The organism is Pseudomonas trivialis (assembly GCF_036864995.1).
In the GTDB taxonomy this organism is placed as follows: Bacteria; Pseudomonadota; Gammaproteobacteria; order Pseudomonadales; family Pseudomonadaceae; genus Aquipseudomonas; species Aquipseudomonas trivialis.
Window position 1 is genome coordinate 3,897,311 of record NZ_CP142151.1, and the last position, 15,991, is coordinate 3,913,301.

At 62.7% G+C, this 15,991-nt stretch carries 11 protein-coding genes; 5 read left to right on the top strand and 6 right to left on the bottom strand.

Annotated elements, in window-relative coordinates:
• Positions 1-60 precede the first annotated feature (60 nt).
• Positions 61-1,383, top strand: a complete 1,323-nt coding sequence (locus tag VRB54_RS16995) for a putative porin (RefSeq protein WP_338478095.1) — start codon at positions 61-63, stop codon at positions 1,381-1,383.
• 8 nt (positions 1,384-1,391) lie between these two features.
• On the opposite strand, the gene VRB54_RS17000 is transcribed toward VRB54_RS16995, so the two are convergent.
• From VRB54_RS17000 to aceK, 5 genes are all read right to left on the bottom strand, one after another.
• Positions 1,392-1,625 carry a zf-HC2 domain-containing protein gene (locus tag VRB54_RS17000; protein ID WP_338478096.1) on the bottom strand — a complete coding sequence of 78 codons (234 nt, stop codon included), beginning with the start codon at positions 1,623-1,625 and terminating at the stop codon, positions 1,392-1,394.
• Positions 1,619-2,233 (bottom strand): RNA polymerase sigma factor, encoded by a 615-nt coding sequence (locus VRB54_RS17005; RefSeq protein ID WP_338478097.1) that lies wholly within the window; start codon positions 2,231-2,233, stop codon positions 1,619-1,621. Before VRB54_RS17005 ends, VRB54_RS17000 begins: the two co-directional genes overlap by 7 nt.
• A gap of 56 nt (positions 2,234-2,289) precedes the next feature.
• On the bottom strand, positions 2,290-3,411 hold the full coding sequence (locus tag VRB54_RS17010; RefSeq protein WP_338478098.1) for a beta-ketoacyl-ACP synthase III: 1,122 nt from the start codon (positions 3,409-3,411) through the stop codon (positions 2,290-2,292).
• 451 nt (positions 3,412-3,862) lie between these two features.
• Positions 3,863-7,774, bottom strand: a complete 3,912-nt coding sequence (gene hrpA / locus VRB54_RS17015; RefSeq protein ID WP_338478099.1) for an ATP-dependent RNA helicase HrpA — start codon at positions 7,772-7,774, stop codon at positions 3,863-3,865.
• A gap of 150 nt (positions 7,775-7,924) precedes the next feature.
• Positions 7,925-9,628: a bifunctional isocitrate dehydrogenase kinase/phosphatase gene (gene aceK, locus VRB54_RS17020; RefSeq protein WP_338478100.1), complete on the bottom strand. Its 1,704-nt coding sequence runs from the start codon at positions 9,626-9,628 to the stop codon at positions 7,925-7,927.
• Between the two features lie 321 nt (positions 9,629-9,949).
• Between aceK and VRB54_RS17025 the strand changes: the two genes are divergently transcribed.
• The 4 genes from VRB54_RS17025 (at position 9,950) to VRB54_RS17040 (ending at position 15,018) form a co-directional block, all read left to right on the top strand.
• A complete protein-coding gene (locus tag VRB54_RS17025) occupies positions 9,950-11,560 on the top strand; it encodes a methyl-accepting chemotaxis protein (RefSeq protein ID WP_422396114.1) in 1,611 nt (536 codons plus the stop codon).
• Between the two features lie 64 nt (positions 11,561-11,624).
• A complete protein-coding gene (locus tag VRB54_RS17030; protein ID WP_338478102.1) occupies positions 11,625-12,521 on the top strand; it encodes a DMT family transporter in 897 nt (298 codons plus the stop codon).
• 66 nt (positions 12,522-12,587) lie between these two features.
• The gene (locus VRB54_RS17035; protein ID WP_338478103.1) at positions 12,588-13,379 is read left to right on the top strand and encodes a CPBP family intramembrane glutamic endopeptidase; all 792 of its coding nucleotides are present in this window, start codon (positions 12,588-12,590) and stop codon (positions 13,377-13,379) included.
• Positions 13,380-13,452: 73 nt separating this feature from the next.
• Positions 13,453-15,018: a PAS domain-containing methyl-accepting chemotaxis protein gene (locus tag VRB54_RS17040; RefSeq protein ID WP_338478104.1), complete on the top strand. Its 1,566-nt coding sequence runs from the start codon at positions 13,453-13,455 to the stop codon at positions 15,016-15,018.
• Between the two features lie 100 nt (positions 15,019-15,118).
• Here VRB54_RS17040 and VRB54_RS17045 read toward each other — a convergent pair whose 3' ends face one another.
• Positions 15,119-15,811, bottom strand: coding sequence for an alpha/beta family hydrolase (locus VRB54_RS17045; protein WP_338478105.1), 693 nt, complete (start codon positions 15,809-15,811; stop codon positions 15,119-15,121).
• Positions 15,812-15,991: the final 180 nt, after the last annotated feature.

Here is a 15,991-nt window from a genome sequence, read left to right on the forward strand (position 1 = left end):
GTCATCGGGCGTTCGTGTCCTGGAGGGTCTATTCCCTCCTCCTCACTTTTGGAGATTGATATGCGCCTTGCTTCCACCAAAACTGCGGCGGCCCTGTGCGGCGGCCTGTTACTGGCCCTGAGCGTGCCGGCCAGCGCTGCAGTCGACGCTAAATTGCTCGACATGCTCAAGGCCAACGGCCAGATCACTGCGGCGCAGTACACCGAACTGCAAATCGAACTCGCCAAGGACCAGAAAGAACAGCAGATCGCACGGCAAGCTCAGCAAGAGAGTAACGAACAGATCGCCGCCACCGCGAAAAAGACCAACGACCTGAGCACGTTCGACCAGAAACTCGCCTGGGCCGCCAAGACCCAGTTCAAAGGCGACGTGCGGATCCGCCAGGAAACCATCAAGATCGACGGCGAACCCAACAACGGCGGGCGTGACAAGGACCGTCAACGTATCCGTGCACGCCTGGGTGCCTACACTGAAATCAACCCGCAAGTGGACACCGGCATCCGTATCGCCACCGGCGGTGGCGACGATGCGCGCTCCACCAACCAGGACCTTGACGGTTATTTCGACAAGAAATCGATCTGGCTGGACCTTGGCTACATCGACTACCACCCGGACCAGATCAAGAACCTGCACGTGATCGGCGGCAAGATGCTGCAACCGTGGGTGAGCATGGGCGACGTGATCTGGGACAGCGACATCAACCCCGAAGGCCTGGCAGTCACCTACAAATACCCCCTGGGCAGCAGCGCCGAGCTGTTCGGCAGCCTGGGCAACTACAGCCTCAAGGACAACGTCGACGGCGACGGTGTGCAGTTTCGCCACGACCTGCGCCTGACGTCCGGCCAGTTGGGTACGCGCTTCTCGATCACCGACAACCTGAAAATGACCCTGGGCGGCAGCGTCTACGCTTACCAGAACGACCGCGACAGCCGCTGCACAACCACCACTACGCCTTGCGCACTGGCGGTCAACGGTAACTCGGCCGACAACGAATTCCGTCTGTACGAAGGCTTCGCCCAGGCAGACATCGGCGGCCTGGCCGTGCCATTGGCGTTCTATGGTCAGTACGTGAAAAACAACGATGCCGTGACCGATCAGGACACAGCGTGGCTGGTAGGTGCCAAGTCCAAGGTGTTCGGTTTCAACCTGGACTACAACTACCGCGATGTTCAACGTAACGCAGTGGTCGGCGCCTTTACCGACTCGGACTTCGCCAACGGCACCACCGGCTCGCGCGGTCACAAGATGAAGGTCAGCTACGACATCGACAAAAACTTCGCCCTCGGCGCCACGTACTTCCTGACCAAGGCCGACTTCGCCAGCCGTACGCAGCGTGATGCCAACACCAACACCCTGCAACTGGATGCTGAAGCCAAGTTCTGATCACTCCGCTACCCGCCCTTGCGCCGCTCGGCAGCCAGCCGTTCGGCCAGGGCATCCACCCCGGGCACCGGTGCCTGCGGCATCTTCTTCAGCGTCGCCTGCATCAGGCGCATCTGACGGATAAAGCGGCGGCAGTTGGGACAGAACATCAAGTGATGACGCACCAACAGACGCTCGCGATAGGTCAGTTGCCCATCGAGGTAATCACTGGAGCGAGCCACTTGTTCCTTACAGGTCAACATTCTCCCGTTTCCTCAAAATGTTCCACCGTGGCGAATACCTTGAGCCGCGCTCGATGCAACAGCACACGCACATTCGAGAGCGAGAGCGTCAAAAGATTACAGATTTCTTCCAGCTCCAGGCCCTGGCGTTCGCGCAGCACCAGTACGCTACTCTGCAAGTCCGACAAACTCAGCAGCGTATGCTCCAGGCAATTGCGCAGTTCATCTTCGGTCAACAAGGCTTCCGGGCTGTCCTGATGCCAGGCATACGGGGCGACCGCCCAGTGGCCATCGTCAGGGGAAAAGCGCTCTGCGCCAATCGTGCCATGGGGCGAAGGCAGATCGTCGAGCAGCACTTCCCGGCGGTTCTGCTTGTAGCGGCCCTTGGCGGCGTTGGCCGTGATGGTCAGCAACCAGGTCTTGAGGCTGGACCGCCCTTCGAATTTGCCGAGATTGCGCACCACCGACAGCCAGGCGTCCTGCACCACTTCATCGGCGTGGCGCTGGCCAACGATGGCATACGCCACGGCGCGCATGGCGCTCTGGTAAGTGGTGACCAGTTCCTTATAGGCCTGCTGCTCTCCCTTGAGCAGGCGTTCAAGCAGGTGCGCGTCGTCCGCTGCTGCCATTCAAGACCTCGATATTCCGGATAAAACCGTTCGGATCACGCCTGCAAGTAGAAGACTCAGCGCTTGCGCAGGATCACGCTGCCGATCGAATAGCCGGCGCCAAAAGAGCTGAGCACGGCGACAGAGCCCTTGGCCAGGTCGTCCTGGTTTTTGTGAAACGCAATCACCGAGCCTGCGGAACTGGTGTTGGCGTAGGTATCGAGAATCACCGGCGCTTCTTCCACCGTGGCTTCACGGCCCAACAGCTTCTTCACGATCAGGTGGTTCATGCTCAGGTTGGCCTGATGCAGCCAGAAGCGTTTCACGTCGCTCACGTTCAACTGGTTTTCTTCCAGGTGCACACCGATCAGTTCGGCCACCATCGGGCACACATCGCGGAACACCTTGCGGCCTTCCTGCACGAACAATTTGTCCGGCGCGCCGATGCCTTCTTCGGCGGCGCGGTTGAGGAAGCCGAAGTTGTTGCGGATGGTGTTGGAGAACTTGGTCAGCAGCTTGGTGCTGACCACCTCGAACTGATGCTCGGAGGTGGCAAGGTCGGCGCGCTCAAGCAGCACGGCAGTGGCCGCGTCGCCGAAGATGAAGTGGCTGTCGCGATCACGGAAATTCAGGTGGCCGGTGCAGACTTCCGGGTTGACCATCAGGATCGCCCGGGCCTGGCCCAGCTGGATGCTGTTGGCGGCGTTCTGGATGCCGAAGGTGGCCGAGGAACACGCCACGTTCATGTCAAAGCCGAAACCTTCGATGCCCAGCGCTTCCTGCACTTCAATGGCAATGGCCGGGTAGGCGCGCTGCAGGTTGGAGCAGGCGACGATCACGCCGTCGATATCGGCGGCGGTCCTGCCGGCACGCTGCAGCGCCTGTTCGGCGGCGGCGACGGCCATCTGGCAGAGCACCGACCATTCGTCATTGCTGCGCTCGGGCAGGCGCGGGGCCATGCGTTGCGGGTCAAGGATGCCGTCCTTGTCCATCACAAAGCGACTCTTGATACCCGATGCCTTCTCGATAAAGGCCGCGCTGGACTCGGTCAGCGCCTGCACCTCACCGCGCTCGATGGCAGCGGCGTTGTCGGTGTTGAACTGATGCACGTAAGCATTGAAAGACTGCACCAGCTCTTCGTTGGAGATGGTGTTGGCCGGGGTATACAGGCCAGTGCCGCTGATGACGACGTTATGCACGGTCGTTCCTCTGGATAGGTCAGGCAAAAGGTATTGGCACCTTAGTACCAAACTGTAAGTCGTTTGATTCCATCCAGTGGCCTCAAACTGGCATCGCTTTATTCCATCGCGTCGCAGCCCTTGCGACGATCCCGGCATTTATGGGCGCGAAGTTTGCCACAAACCCGGGGATTTGGCGCCACATCTCAGACAAGCGCTGTTTTAAATGCGGGAGGCTCCGCCTTGGCGCTGTCGCGCAACAAACTGGCGAGCGGGCGTGTTGTGGGAGCTGGCTTGATGAGGAGCGGGCTTGTTGTGGCGAGCGGGCTTGCCCCGCGTTGGGCTGCGCAGCAGCCCCAAAACCATACTCTGCGCAGTGTCAAGTAGACCGAGTTTTGCTTGATTGGGGGCGCTTCGCACCCCAACGCGGGGCAAGCCCGCTCGCCACAGAGGTTCATGGGCAGTCGGCGGATCAGGGCTCTACCTGGCTCCACTGCTTGCTCAGGCGCTTGTCGGAGATCGGTACTTTGGTCCCCAGTTGCTGCGCAAACAGCGACACACGGTATTCCTCCAGCCACCAGCGGTAGAGTGCCAGCTGCGGGTCGCGCTTGCCTTCCTGGGCGTGTTTTTTCAGACGATTCTCATACTGCGTCCACAACCCGCCCAGTTCGGTGCTCCACACCCGATCCTTTTGCACCTGGCCCGGCAATTTCTCCAGGCGTTGCTCGATGGCCTTGAGGTAGCGCGGCAGCTCCTTGAGCCATTGCGCCGGGGTTTCCCGTACAAACCCCGGGTACACCAGGTGGCTTAGCTGCTGCTTGATATCGTTCAGCGCCACGGCCTGTGTCAGGTCGATCTTGCCCTTGAAGCGCTTTTGCAGGCCATGCCAGAGTTTCAGCACCTCCAGGGTCAGGCGCGCCAGGCGTTCGGCGTGTTCAGTCCAACCGCCTCGGGTACGCTCGGCCAAGGCGGCCAGCCCGGCACCGTCGCGCGGCAGGCTGGCTTGACCTTCGAGCACGCAACTGTCGAGACTGGCCAGCAGGATGTCTTCGACCAGCGCGTCGATGCGCCCCAGGTCACGGTACATCAGGCCCAGCTCGGTCAGGCCGGGCAGTTTGCCGCGCAGAAATTTCGCCGGCTCCGCCAATTGTTGCAGGAGCAAACGCTGCAACGCGCGGCGATGCTGGAACTCGGCCTCGGCGGCCGTCGAGAAACGCCCCTCCTTGACCGTGCCGTTTTCCTCCACCAGCGCCGGGTACACGGTCATCGACAGGCCGGCGATCTGCTGCTGGGTTTTCTCGGCCACCGCCGCAAACGCCCTGGCCTGCACCGGCTCCTGACTTTTTGCGGTCTGCGGCACGGCCAACGCGGCCTGGCTGGCTTCGGCGAAACGTGCGGTCAGCTCGGCCAGGTCGCGGCCTTCGCCGAGGAACTTGCCCTGCCCGTCGACCACTTCCAGGTTTATCCTCAGGTGGCTTTCCACCTGCTGCGCCGCCTCGGCCCAGGCGTCATCGCTGACCCGCGCGCCGGTCATGCGCAACAGTTCGCGCCCCAGCGCCTGGGGCAGCGAGCCCTGGCTGAATTCGATGCGCTGCAGCGCGGCCTTGACGAAATCCGGTACAGGCACAAAGTTCTTGCGCAGCGCCTTGGGCAGGTTGCGCACCAGGGCAATGCACTTGGCCTCGATCACCCCCGGCACCAGCCACTCCAGGCGCTCCGGCGGCAACGCCGGCAGCAGCGGCGCCGGCACGCGCAGGGTCACGCCGTCGCGCGGGTGGTTGGGTTCGAAGTGATAACTCAAGGCCAGGGCCAGATCGCCCAAGTGCAGGGTGTCCGGGTAGTGCGCGGCAGTGACTTCACTGGCCTCGCGCGCCAGCACGTCCTCCTCGCGCATGATCAGCAGTTGCGGGTCTTTCTGGCTGTTGATTTTGTACCAGCTGTCGAAGGTGGCAGTCTGATGAATCTCCGCCGGCAGCCGCGCATCGTAGAACGCGTACAGGGTTTCTTCATCGGCCAGAATGTCACGACGGCGCGCCTTGGCTTCCAGCTCGTCGAGCTGCTCCAGCAGTTGCTGGTTGGCGCTCAGGCACCTGGCCCGCGACTGGATCTCGCCACGCACCAGGCCCTCGCGGATAAACAGCTCGCGCGACACCACCGGGTCGATCGGCCCGTAATGCACCGGCCGGCGCCCGACCACGATCAGCCCGAACAGGGTGATCTGCTCGAACGCCACCACCTGGCCACGCTTCTTCTCCCAGTGCGGCTCGAAATGGTTTTTCTTGATCAGGTGCCCGGCCAGCGGTTCGATCCAATCGGCGTCGATCTTGGCGACCATGCGCGCATACAGCTTGGTGGTCTCCACCAGCTCGGCGGTCATCAGCCATTGCGGACGCTTTTTGCCGATGCCCGACGACGGATGAATCCAGAAACGCCGCTGACGCGCACCGAGGTAATCGCCGTCTTCGGTCTTCTGTCCGATCTGGCTGAGCAGGCCCACCAGCACCGCCTTGTGCAGCTTGGGGTAGTCGGCCGGTTCTTTGTTGAGGGTCAGTTGCAGGTCGCGGCAGATCAGGCTCAACTGGCAATGGGAATCGCGCCATTCGCGCAGGCGCAGGTAGTTGAGGAAGTTCTTGCGACACCAGTTGCGCAACGGGCTGGCAGTCAACGCCTGGCGCTGCTCTTCAAAGCCGCGCCACAGATTGACCAGCCCGGCGAAGTCCGAATCCGGGTCCTTCCACTGAGCGTGCGCCTGGTCGGCGGCCTGCTGACGCTCCGGCGGGCGCTCGCGCGGGTCCTGGATCGACATGGCGCTGGCCACGATCAACACTTCCTGCAAGCTGCCGAGTCTGGCGGCTTCGAGCAGCATGCGGCCCATGCGCGGGTCCACCGGCAGGCGCGCCAGCTGGCGGCCCAGCGGCGTGAGCTGGCTGTTGCGATCCACCGCCGACAGCTCCTGCAGCAGGTTGAACCCGTCGCTGATCGCCTTGCCGTCCGGCGGTTCGATAAACGGGAAATCGGTGATTTCGCCCAGGCGCAGGTGCAGCATCTGCAGGATCACGGCGGCGAGGTTGGTGCGCAGAATCTCCGGGTCGGTGAATTCCGGGCGACCGATAAAGTCCTCTTCGCTGTACAGCCGTATGCAGATACCTGGTTCGACGCGGCCGCAGCGGCCTTTACGCTGGTTGGCGCTGGCCTGGGAAATCGCCTCGATCGGCAGGCGCTGCACCTTGGCGCGGTAGCTGTAGCGGCTGATGCGCGCGGTGCCGCTGTCGATCACATAACGGATCCCCGGCACGGTCAGCGAGGTTTCCGCGACGTTGGTCGCCAGCACCACGCGCCGCCCCGGGTGGGACTGGAAAATGCGCTGCTGTTCAGCCGGCGACAGGCGCGCGTACAGCGGCAAAATTTCGGTGTGCTTGAGCTGGGCCTTGCGCAGCATCTCGGCGGCGTCGCGAATCTCGCGCTCGCCGGGCAAAAACACCAGCACATCGCCGGGGCCGCGCCGTTCGCTGCGCTCGTAGGCTGCGACTTCATCAAGCGCGGCAAGAATCGCCTGGTCGACGGTCAGGTCGTCCTCGACGCGATTGCCCTCCTCGTCCTGCTCCAGGGTCAGCGGCCGGTACCAGGTGTCCACCGGGAAGGTGCGGCCCGAGACTTCGACAATCGGCGCATCGTCGAAGTGTTTGGAGAAACGCTCCAGGTCGATGGTCGCCGAGGTGATGATGACTTTCAGGTCCGGGCGGCGCGGCAGCAGGGTTTTCAGGTAGCCGAGCAGAAAGTCGATGTTCAGGCTGCGTTCGTGGGCTTCGTCGACGATGATCGTGTCGTAGCGTTCCAGGTAACGGTCGTTCTGGGTTTCCGCCAGCAGGATGCCGTCGGTCATCAGCTTGATCAGGGTATTGGAATCGCTTTGGTCTTCGAACCGCACCTGATAGCCGACCAACGCGCCCAATGGGGTCGCAAGCTCTTCGGCAACCCGGCTGGCCACACTGCGCGCAGCGATCCGGCGTGGCTGGGTGTGACCGATCAGGCCGTACTGGCCGCGACCGATCTCCAGGCAGATTTTCGGCAACTGGGTGGTTTTGCCCGAGCCGGTCTCGCCGGCAATGATCAGCACCTGATGCTTGAGCAGCGCGTCCTTGATTTCATCGCGCTTGGCGGCAATCGGCAGGCTGTCGTCGTAGCGGATCACCGGCAGGCTGGCGCGCCGCGCAGTCACCTGGGCGCAGGACGCCTGCATGCGCGTCACCCACTGCGCCAGCTTCTCCTCATCGGGCTTCTTGCGCAGCTCGAGCAACTGGCGCCGCAAGCGGTGGCGGTCGGCGAGCATGGCGTGATCGAGGTTTTTCAGCAGTTGGTCGATAGCGGGCGCTTGGTCAGTCATCAGGTACTTTGACGGTCATCTGTTTAGGCGGGGCCGCCAAGTGTGGCAGAAAAGCGGTTGGGAGCGCCAAGCTTCACGCGCGACTCGGGTGTAAACCGAAGACAAATGTGGGAGGGGGCTTGCTCCCTCCCACATGGATGTGTGTGCAGCTTATAGCGGGTCCTTGCGCCGATACGGGAACACATCAATCACTTTGCCGGCGCGGATCGCGTCCTGCAGGCCTTTCCAGTAGTCGGCATCGTACAGTTCGCCATGCAACTCATCGAACAGCGTGCGCTGGTCGGCATCGGCAAACAGGAACGGCGGGAATTCTTCCGGGAACACGTCCAGCGCGCCGATGGAATACCAGGGCTCGGAGGCCATTTCGTCTTCGGGGGTGCGCGGCGCGGGGATGTGGCGGAAGTTGGCTTCGGTGAGAAAGCAGATTTCGTCGTAGTCGTAGAACACCACGCGCCCATGGCGGGTGACGCCGAAGTTCTTGAGCAACATGTCGCCGGGGAAGATATTCGCCGCCGCCAGTTGCTTGATCGCCAGGCCGTAGTCGTCCAGGGCTTCGCGCACCTGGGCGGGGTTGGCGCGTTCCAGGTAGAGGTTGAGCGGGGTCATGCGCCGCTCGGTCCAGCAGTGGCGAATCAGCACCGTGTCGCCTTGCACCTCAACGGTACCGGCGGCCACCTCAAGCAGCTCGGCCAGGCAGTCAGGCTCGAACTTGCTCAGCGGGAAGCGGAAATCGGCGAACTCCTGGGTGTCGGCCATGCGTCCGACGCGGTCGACGCTTTTGACCAGACGGTATTTCTCGATCACCGTGGCGCGGTTGACGTTCTTCGACGGCGAGAATCGGTCCTTGATGATCTTGAACACGGTGTTGAAACCCGGCAGCGTGAACACGCTCATGACCATGCCACGCACACCCGGGGCCATGATGAAGCGGTCGTCGGTGCTCGCCAGATGGTTGATCAGCGCGCGGTAGAACTCCGACTTGCCGTGCTTGTAGAAACCGATGGAGGTGTACAGCTCGGCGATGTGCTTGCCCGGCAGGATGCGCCGCAGGAAGCCGATGAAGTCGGCTGGCACCGGCACGTCGACCATGAAGTAGGAACGGGTGAACGAGAAGATGATCGACACCTGCGCTTCGTCAGTGATCAGCGCATCGATCTGGATGCCACGTCCTTCGCGGTGCAGCAGCGGGATCACCAGCGGCCATTGTTCGTCGTGGGTGTAGATGCGCCCCACCAGATACGCCCCCTTGTTGCGGTAAAGCACCGAAGAAAACAACTCGACGTTCAGGTCCGGGTCCTTGCAGACCCAGTCCGGCAGGCTCTCGCGCAATTGCGCCTGGAGGCGGCGCACGTCGCCGGGCAGGTCGGCGTAGGGCTCGCTGAAGCAAAAGTCGGCGAAGATCTGCGCCAGCAGGTCCGACAGGTTCCCGGCCGGCGTGTAAAGGCGGGTCTGCGCCGCCCTCGCCTCGCGCTGGCTCGGCCGCGTGGTGTGGATGAACATGCAGGCGTCGCTGATCAGGTCATGGCTGAACAGGCCGCAGAAGATCGAGTTGTACCAGGTCTCGGCCAGCTCATCGTCGACGCGCAGGTCGATCAGGCCGATATAGGCGCTCTTCACCTGGGGCCAATTGCTGCTCTGCAGCAACACAGCACTGTCGAAACTTGCCCGCAGGCGCGCCGTCACTTCGGCAACTTTCTCTTCATACAAGTTGATCCGCGCTGCCGACGCCGCCTGCCCCTGCTGCCACTGGGCCTTTTCGAAACGTTCACGGGCGCCATCGGTGATCCGGCGAAAGTGCTCACGGTAATCGTCGAAGCCGTCAAGCAGGGTGCGGGCAATGGCGAGGGCGGACATGGGAGAAACCTCCACTATTTTCAGTTTTTTTATTCGACCGAGCGGTCAGTAACTGCACGACAAATCCCTACTCTCAGACTCGGACTTTTTATCTGTACGCCTTTAACGGCACCGTCTGCCGAGTTTGACAGGGAAAACCTGCCCGGCTCATCCGGCCCCTAACAAATGTAACCGTGCTGATACACCGTAAGGGAAACCCTGATTACCACGTTAATGGCGCTTTGATATATAGCCCGCGCCCTCCCAGCCTGACAAGGTCACAAGACCTATCCGGGAGCAGGTTTCATCCCCCCGAGGAGCAGTGAGATGTCGTTGAGGAACATGAGGATTGGTCTGCGTGCCAGTCTGAGTTTTGCAGTATTGGCCAGCTTGCTGGTGATTGTCGGACTGTTCGGCCTGGGGCAGATGGCCGAGCTGCGCGAAAGCGCGCTGATCATCGAGCGGTCATGGATGCCTAGCATCGAAAACGCCCATGAAATTGCCGCCACCGTGGCCGGCATTCGCCTGGAGGCACTGCGCTTTGTCACCACCGATGAATCACGCATCCGCGACACCAGCCGAGGCCTGATCACGCGCAATACCGCTCAGCTCAAGGCGTTGCTGGCCAGCCATGAGAGCCTGCCAAGCAACGACGACGAGCGTGCGCTGCTGCAGCAGGTCAATACTGCGGTGGCAAGCTACATGGGTACCATCGGCCAGATGATCAGCCTGGTGGACAAGGAGCAGCAACAAGACGCCATCGACTTGGTCACCAGCCGCCTGGCGCCCCTGGGCAATGCGCTCAACCAGCACCTGGAGGCCTTGACCAACTTCAACAAGCGGGGTGTCGAAGCGGCGGCCGACTCGGCAGCGCAGGTGTATGCGCGTGCGCGCTGGATTGTCGCTCTGATCATCGTCGTCGCGCTAGTCGCCACGTTGCTGCTGGCCTGGCTGCTCACCCGCAGCATCACCACGCCGCTGGGCCAGGCGCTGGCAGTGGCGCGCACCATCGCCGCCGGCGACCTGAGCCAGCCCGTGACCGTGCACGGTCGCGACGAGCCGGCGCAACTGCTGGCCGCCCTGGCCAGCATGCAGACGCAATTACAGGGCACCTTGCGCGGCATCAGTGAGTCGGCGCAGCAACTGGCCTCGGCGGCCGAAGAAATGAGTTCGGTAATGGCGCAGAGCACACTCGGCCTGCAGGCGCAAAACGATGAAATCGAACAGGCCGCCACCGCCGTCACCCAGATGAGCGTCGCCGTGGACGACGTGGCCAACAACGCAGTGTCCAGCGCCGAAGCGTCGCAGGCCTCGGACGAGGACAGCAAGCACGGCCACCACCAGATTAGCCAGACCATCAGCGCGATCCAGAGCCTGGTCGACGAAGTGCTCGGCGCCTCGAACAAGGCCGAAGGCCTGGCCGCCAAGGCGCAGGACATCAGCAAGGTGCTCGAAGTGATCCGCGGCATCGCCGGGCAAACCAACCTGCTGGCACTCAACGCCGCCATTGAAGCGGCCCGCGCAGGCGAGGTCGGACGCGGCTTTGCGGTGGTCGCCGATGAAGTACGCTCGCTGGCGCAACGCACCCAGGCCTCCACCGAAGACATCGAGCAGATGATCACCAGTATCCAGCAAGGCACCCAGGACACCGTCGGCGCACTCAACAGCAGCGCCGAACACGCCGGGCACACCCTGCAGCGGGCCAACAACGCCGGCAACGCGCTGGCGAAAATCACCGCGTCCATCTCGCAGATCAACCAGCGCAACCGCGTGATCGCCAGCGCCGCCGAGCAACAGGCGCTGGTGGCCCGCGACGTCGACCGCAGCCTGGTGAACATTCGCGCCCTGTCGACCCAGACCGCAGCCGGCGCCAGCCAGACCTCGGCCGCCAGCCAGGAACTGTCGCGCCTGGCCGTGGACCTCAATGGGCTGGTGACGCGGTTCGTCGTTTAATTAGCGATTGTGTCGGGCAGGCCGCTGGGCAACACTCGCGGCCTTATCAAGGTAGGAATGTGCTGTGAGACCTGTCGACACCCTGTACCTGCTGGGCCTGGCTGCCATCTGGGGCGCGAGTTTTCTGTTCATGCGCATCATCGCGCCGGAAATCGGCAGTGTGCCGACCGCGTTTTTCCGCGTGTCGATCGCCGCCGCCGGCCTGCTGGTGATTCTGGCGCTGATGCGCGTGCGCTGGGATTTCCAGGGCAAGTTCAAAACCGTGCTGCTGCTGGGCGTAATCAACTCCGGGATCCCCGCCACGATGTATTCGGTGGCCGCCCAGGTGCTGCCAGCGGGTTACTCGGCAATCTTCAACGCCACCACGCCGCTGATGGGCGTGTTGATCGGCGGGTTGTTCTTCAGCGAACGCCTGACGCCCTCGAAATTCGCCGGGGTGTGCCTGGGCCTGTTCGGCGTGGGCGTGCTGACCCGCGCCGGCCCGGTGGCGTTTGACCTGCCCTTGCTGATGGGCGCGCTGGCGTGTCTGTTAGCCACCACCTGCTACGGGTTTGCCGGGTTTCTCGCACGACGCTGGCTGGATCGCCAGGGCGGGCTGGACAGCCGTCTGTCCGCCTTGGGCAGCATGCTCGGCGCCACCCTGTTTCTGTTGCCGCTGTTTGCCTACAGCGCCATCAGCCATCCCCCGGCCAGTTGGGGCGGCTGGCAGGTGTGGACGTCGCTGCTGGGGTTGGGGCTGGTGTGCACGGCGTTTGCCTACGTCCTGTACTTTCGCCTGCTGACCGCCATCGGCCCCGTAAGATCGATGACCACGACCTTTTTGATCCCGCCGTTCGGCGTGCTGTGGGGCGCGCTGCTGCTGAATGAGCCGTTGTCGATGGCCCACGTGTATGGCGGCGTGTTGATTGGCGGGGCATTGTGGCTGGTGCTGCGGCCGGGAAAGCTGGCCAGGGCGAGCTAGGCAGGTTTCATCCGCAGGTGCCGGGCCGTCGCTATAATGGCCGCCGTTTTTTTCGAGGTATCCAAGATGATTACGCTGCCCTGGTTTTACCTGGCGTTACTTTGCATCGGCTATGTCCTGGCGCTGACTTACGGCCAACTTGGCCTGCTTGCGGCGGTGTCCGTCGCCCTGCTGCTGGTGGCCGGTTATGCCGTACGCCAGCAACGCAATCCATGGGCGCGCTACCTTGGCCATGGGCTGTTCGTCGTGCTCGCGCTGGGCCTGGCCATGCATTGGTTGCCGGGGTTCTACAACGGGCGCGCGATTGATCCGCAGCGGTTTACCCCGGATGCAGTGCCGTTCTCGATGTACCTGAATCAGGACAAACCGCTGATCGGCTTCTGGTTGCTGCTGGTATGCCCGTGGATTGTGGCGCGGCGCTCGCTGCGCCTGTCCCTTTGCGTGGCGGCACTGGCGCTGACCCTGACCGCCATCGTGGCCCTGGGCGGCGCGGCGCTGCTGGGCATGATCGATTGGGCGCCGAAATGGCCGGAACAGGCGTGGTTGTGGGTGTTGAACAACCTGCTGCTGGTAACGCTGGTGGAAGAGGCCCTGTTTCGCGGCTATATCCAGGGCGGTCTGCGCCAACGCTTCAAACACCTGCCCTATGGCGAAAACCTCGCACTGCTGCTGGCCTCCCTGCTGTTCGGCCTGGCGCACCTGGGCGCGGGAGGGTATTGGGTGTTGCTGGCGAGCATCGCGGGCGTCGGTTACGGCCTGGCATATCGCTTCGGTGGGCTGGGCGCGGCGATCGCCACACACTTCGGCCTGAACCTGCTTCACTTCGGGTTGTTTACCTATCCGATGCTCGCAGGGTGATTGTTGCAAAAAGAATCTAAATAAACCTCCGATACGGCCGATAACCCCCGAAAGCCTCACGGATTGAACTGCCATGCGTAATAACCAGCCCGTTACCCAGCGCGAACGTACCTTCCCTGCCCAGCAACGGTTGATCTCCACCACAGATGCCAAAGGGGTTATCACCTACTGCAACGACGCTTTCGTCGAAATCAGTGGGTTCAGCCATGACGAACTGATGCGCGCACCCCACAACCTGGTGCGTCACCCGGACGTTCCGGCGGCCGTCTTCGCGCACATGTGGAGCACGCTCAAACAAGGCCTGCCATGGATGGGCATCGTCAAGAACCGCTGCAAGAGTGGCGATCACTATTGGGTCAACGCCTATGTGACGCCGGTCTTCGATGGCAGCCAGGTGATCGGCTACGAGTCGGTGCGCGTCAAGCCCACCGCCGAGCAGATCCGCCGCGCCGAAGCGCTTTATCAACGCATCAACCAGGGCAAGACGGCGATTCCCCGGCGCGACAAATGGCTGCCGGTGTTGCAGGACTGGTTGCCGTTCATCCTGGTGAGCCAGTTGAGTTTCATGATCGGCGTATCGCTCAACTCCCACTGGGGCTTTGCTCTGGCGGCCGGGTTGTCGGTGCCGTTGGGCCTGCTGGGTCTGCGCTGGCAGCAGCGTGGCCTCAAGCGCTTGCTGCGCCTGGCCGAGCAGACCACTTCCGACCCGTTGATCGCGCAGATGTACACCGACAGCCGTGGCGCCCAGGCGCGTCTGGAAATGTCGATCCTCAGCCAGGAAGCCCGTCTGAAGACGTGTCTTACGCGCTTGCAGGACACTGCCGAACACTTGAACGCCCAGGCGCTGCAATCCAACACCTACGCACATAACAGCTCCAGCGGCCTGGAACGCCAGCGCGTGGAAACCGAGCAGGTGGCCACGGCGGTCAACCAGATGGCGGCGACCACCCAGGAAGTCGCCAGCCACGTGCAGCGCACGGCGGACGCGACGCAGGAAGCCAATCGCCTGACCGGTCGCGGTCGCGACATCGCCGGCGAAACCCGCGAGGCGATTCAGCGCCTGTCGGTGGCGGTGGGCGAAACGGGCGTGACCGTGACCCAACTGGCCAAGGACAGCGATGAAATCGGCGGCGTGGTCGACGTGATCAAGGGCATTGCCGACCAGACCAACCTGCTGGCACTGAACGCCGCCATCGAAGCGGCTCGTGCCGGTGAGATGGGCCGGGGGTTTGCCGTGGTAGCAGACGAAGTGCGCCAACTGGCGCAGCGCACCACCGAGTCCACCGGGCAGATCCATGCCCTGATCGCCAAGCTGCAACAGACCGCCAACGCCGCCGTACAAACCATGGACGCCGGGCGCCGCCAGGCCGAAGAAGGCGTGACGCGGGTGACGGAAGCGGACCAGGCACTGGTGGGCATCAGCGAAGCGGTGGCGCACATCACTGACATGACCACCCAGATCGCCGCCGCGACTGAAGAGCAAAGCTCGGTGGCCGAGGAGATCAGCCGCAATATCAGCACCATTGCGTTGCTGGCGGACCAGACCTCGGAGCAGGCGATGAACTCGGCGCAGTTGAGCGAAGAGCTGACCCATACCGCCAATTCCCAGTATTCGCTGGTGGAGCGTTTCAACCGGTAATCGCTATCGGGAGCAAGCCCCCTCCCACCTTTACAGTGTTCACCAATAGAAATGTGTGAACCCAATCAAAGGTGGGAGGGGGCTTGCTCCCGATGAGGCCCTAACAGCCACCGAGAAACTCAGCCACCTTCACCGCCGCAGCCTCCAGATGCTGCTCATGACTGAACCCCGACGCCTTCAACGGCTTCAAGTCATGGTCCGCCGCCACCAGCCACATCACCTCGATGCTCGGCGACAACGCATACCCCTCCACCGCCGCCCGATTGCCCAGCGCATCGCGCTCGCCCTGCACGATCAAGCTCGGCGCCTTCAACCCGGCCAAATGCTCGACCCGTGGTTTCTCCGGCTTGCCCACCGCATAGAACGGATACCCCAGACACACCAGCCCGTCGGCCGCCAATTCATCGGCCAGCAAACTGGCCATGCGCCCGCCCATGGACTTACCGCCAATCGCCAGCTTGCCGCCGACATGGCGTCGCACCTCGGCATACACCTCCCGCCAGGCCTCCAGCAGTTTCGGCGCCGGGTTCGGCGGACGTTTGCCGCCGTCCAGCCGACGCTGGACCATGTAGGGAAACTCGAAGCGCAATACGTTGACGCCATGCCCGGCAAGGCGTGCAGCCATGTCGTTCATGAAGCCGGAGTCCATCGGCGCGCCGGCGCCATGGGCCAGAATCAATGTGACCGCCTCACCTGACGTGCCGCGAGCGGCGGCATCCCACAACCAGCCGCGTTCGCGCACACATTGTGCCCACTGATCCCCGTCGATACTTGCCTTGTGCTGTTTGCCCACGCTTGCCTCGCTATTCAATCGGTCTGTCGCTCATGAACATTACAGTAAGTACCGCCTGTCGCCACATGGAAGCCCCCACAATACCGCTCCTGCAACGCCGGATTTGCGTGCAGGACAGGCCTGGAAATATTCCTGTCCACTTGATCAGCTTTCAATTTAGGATATTGTCCCTACACTCAG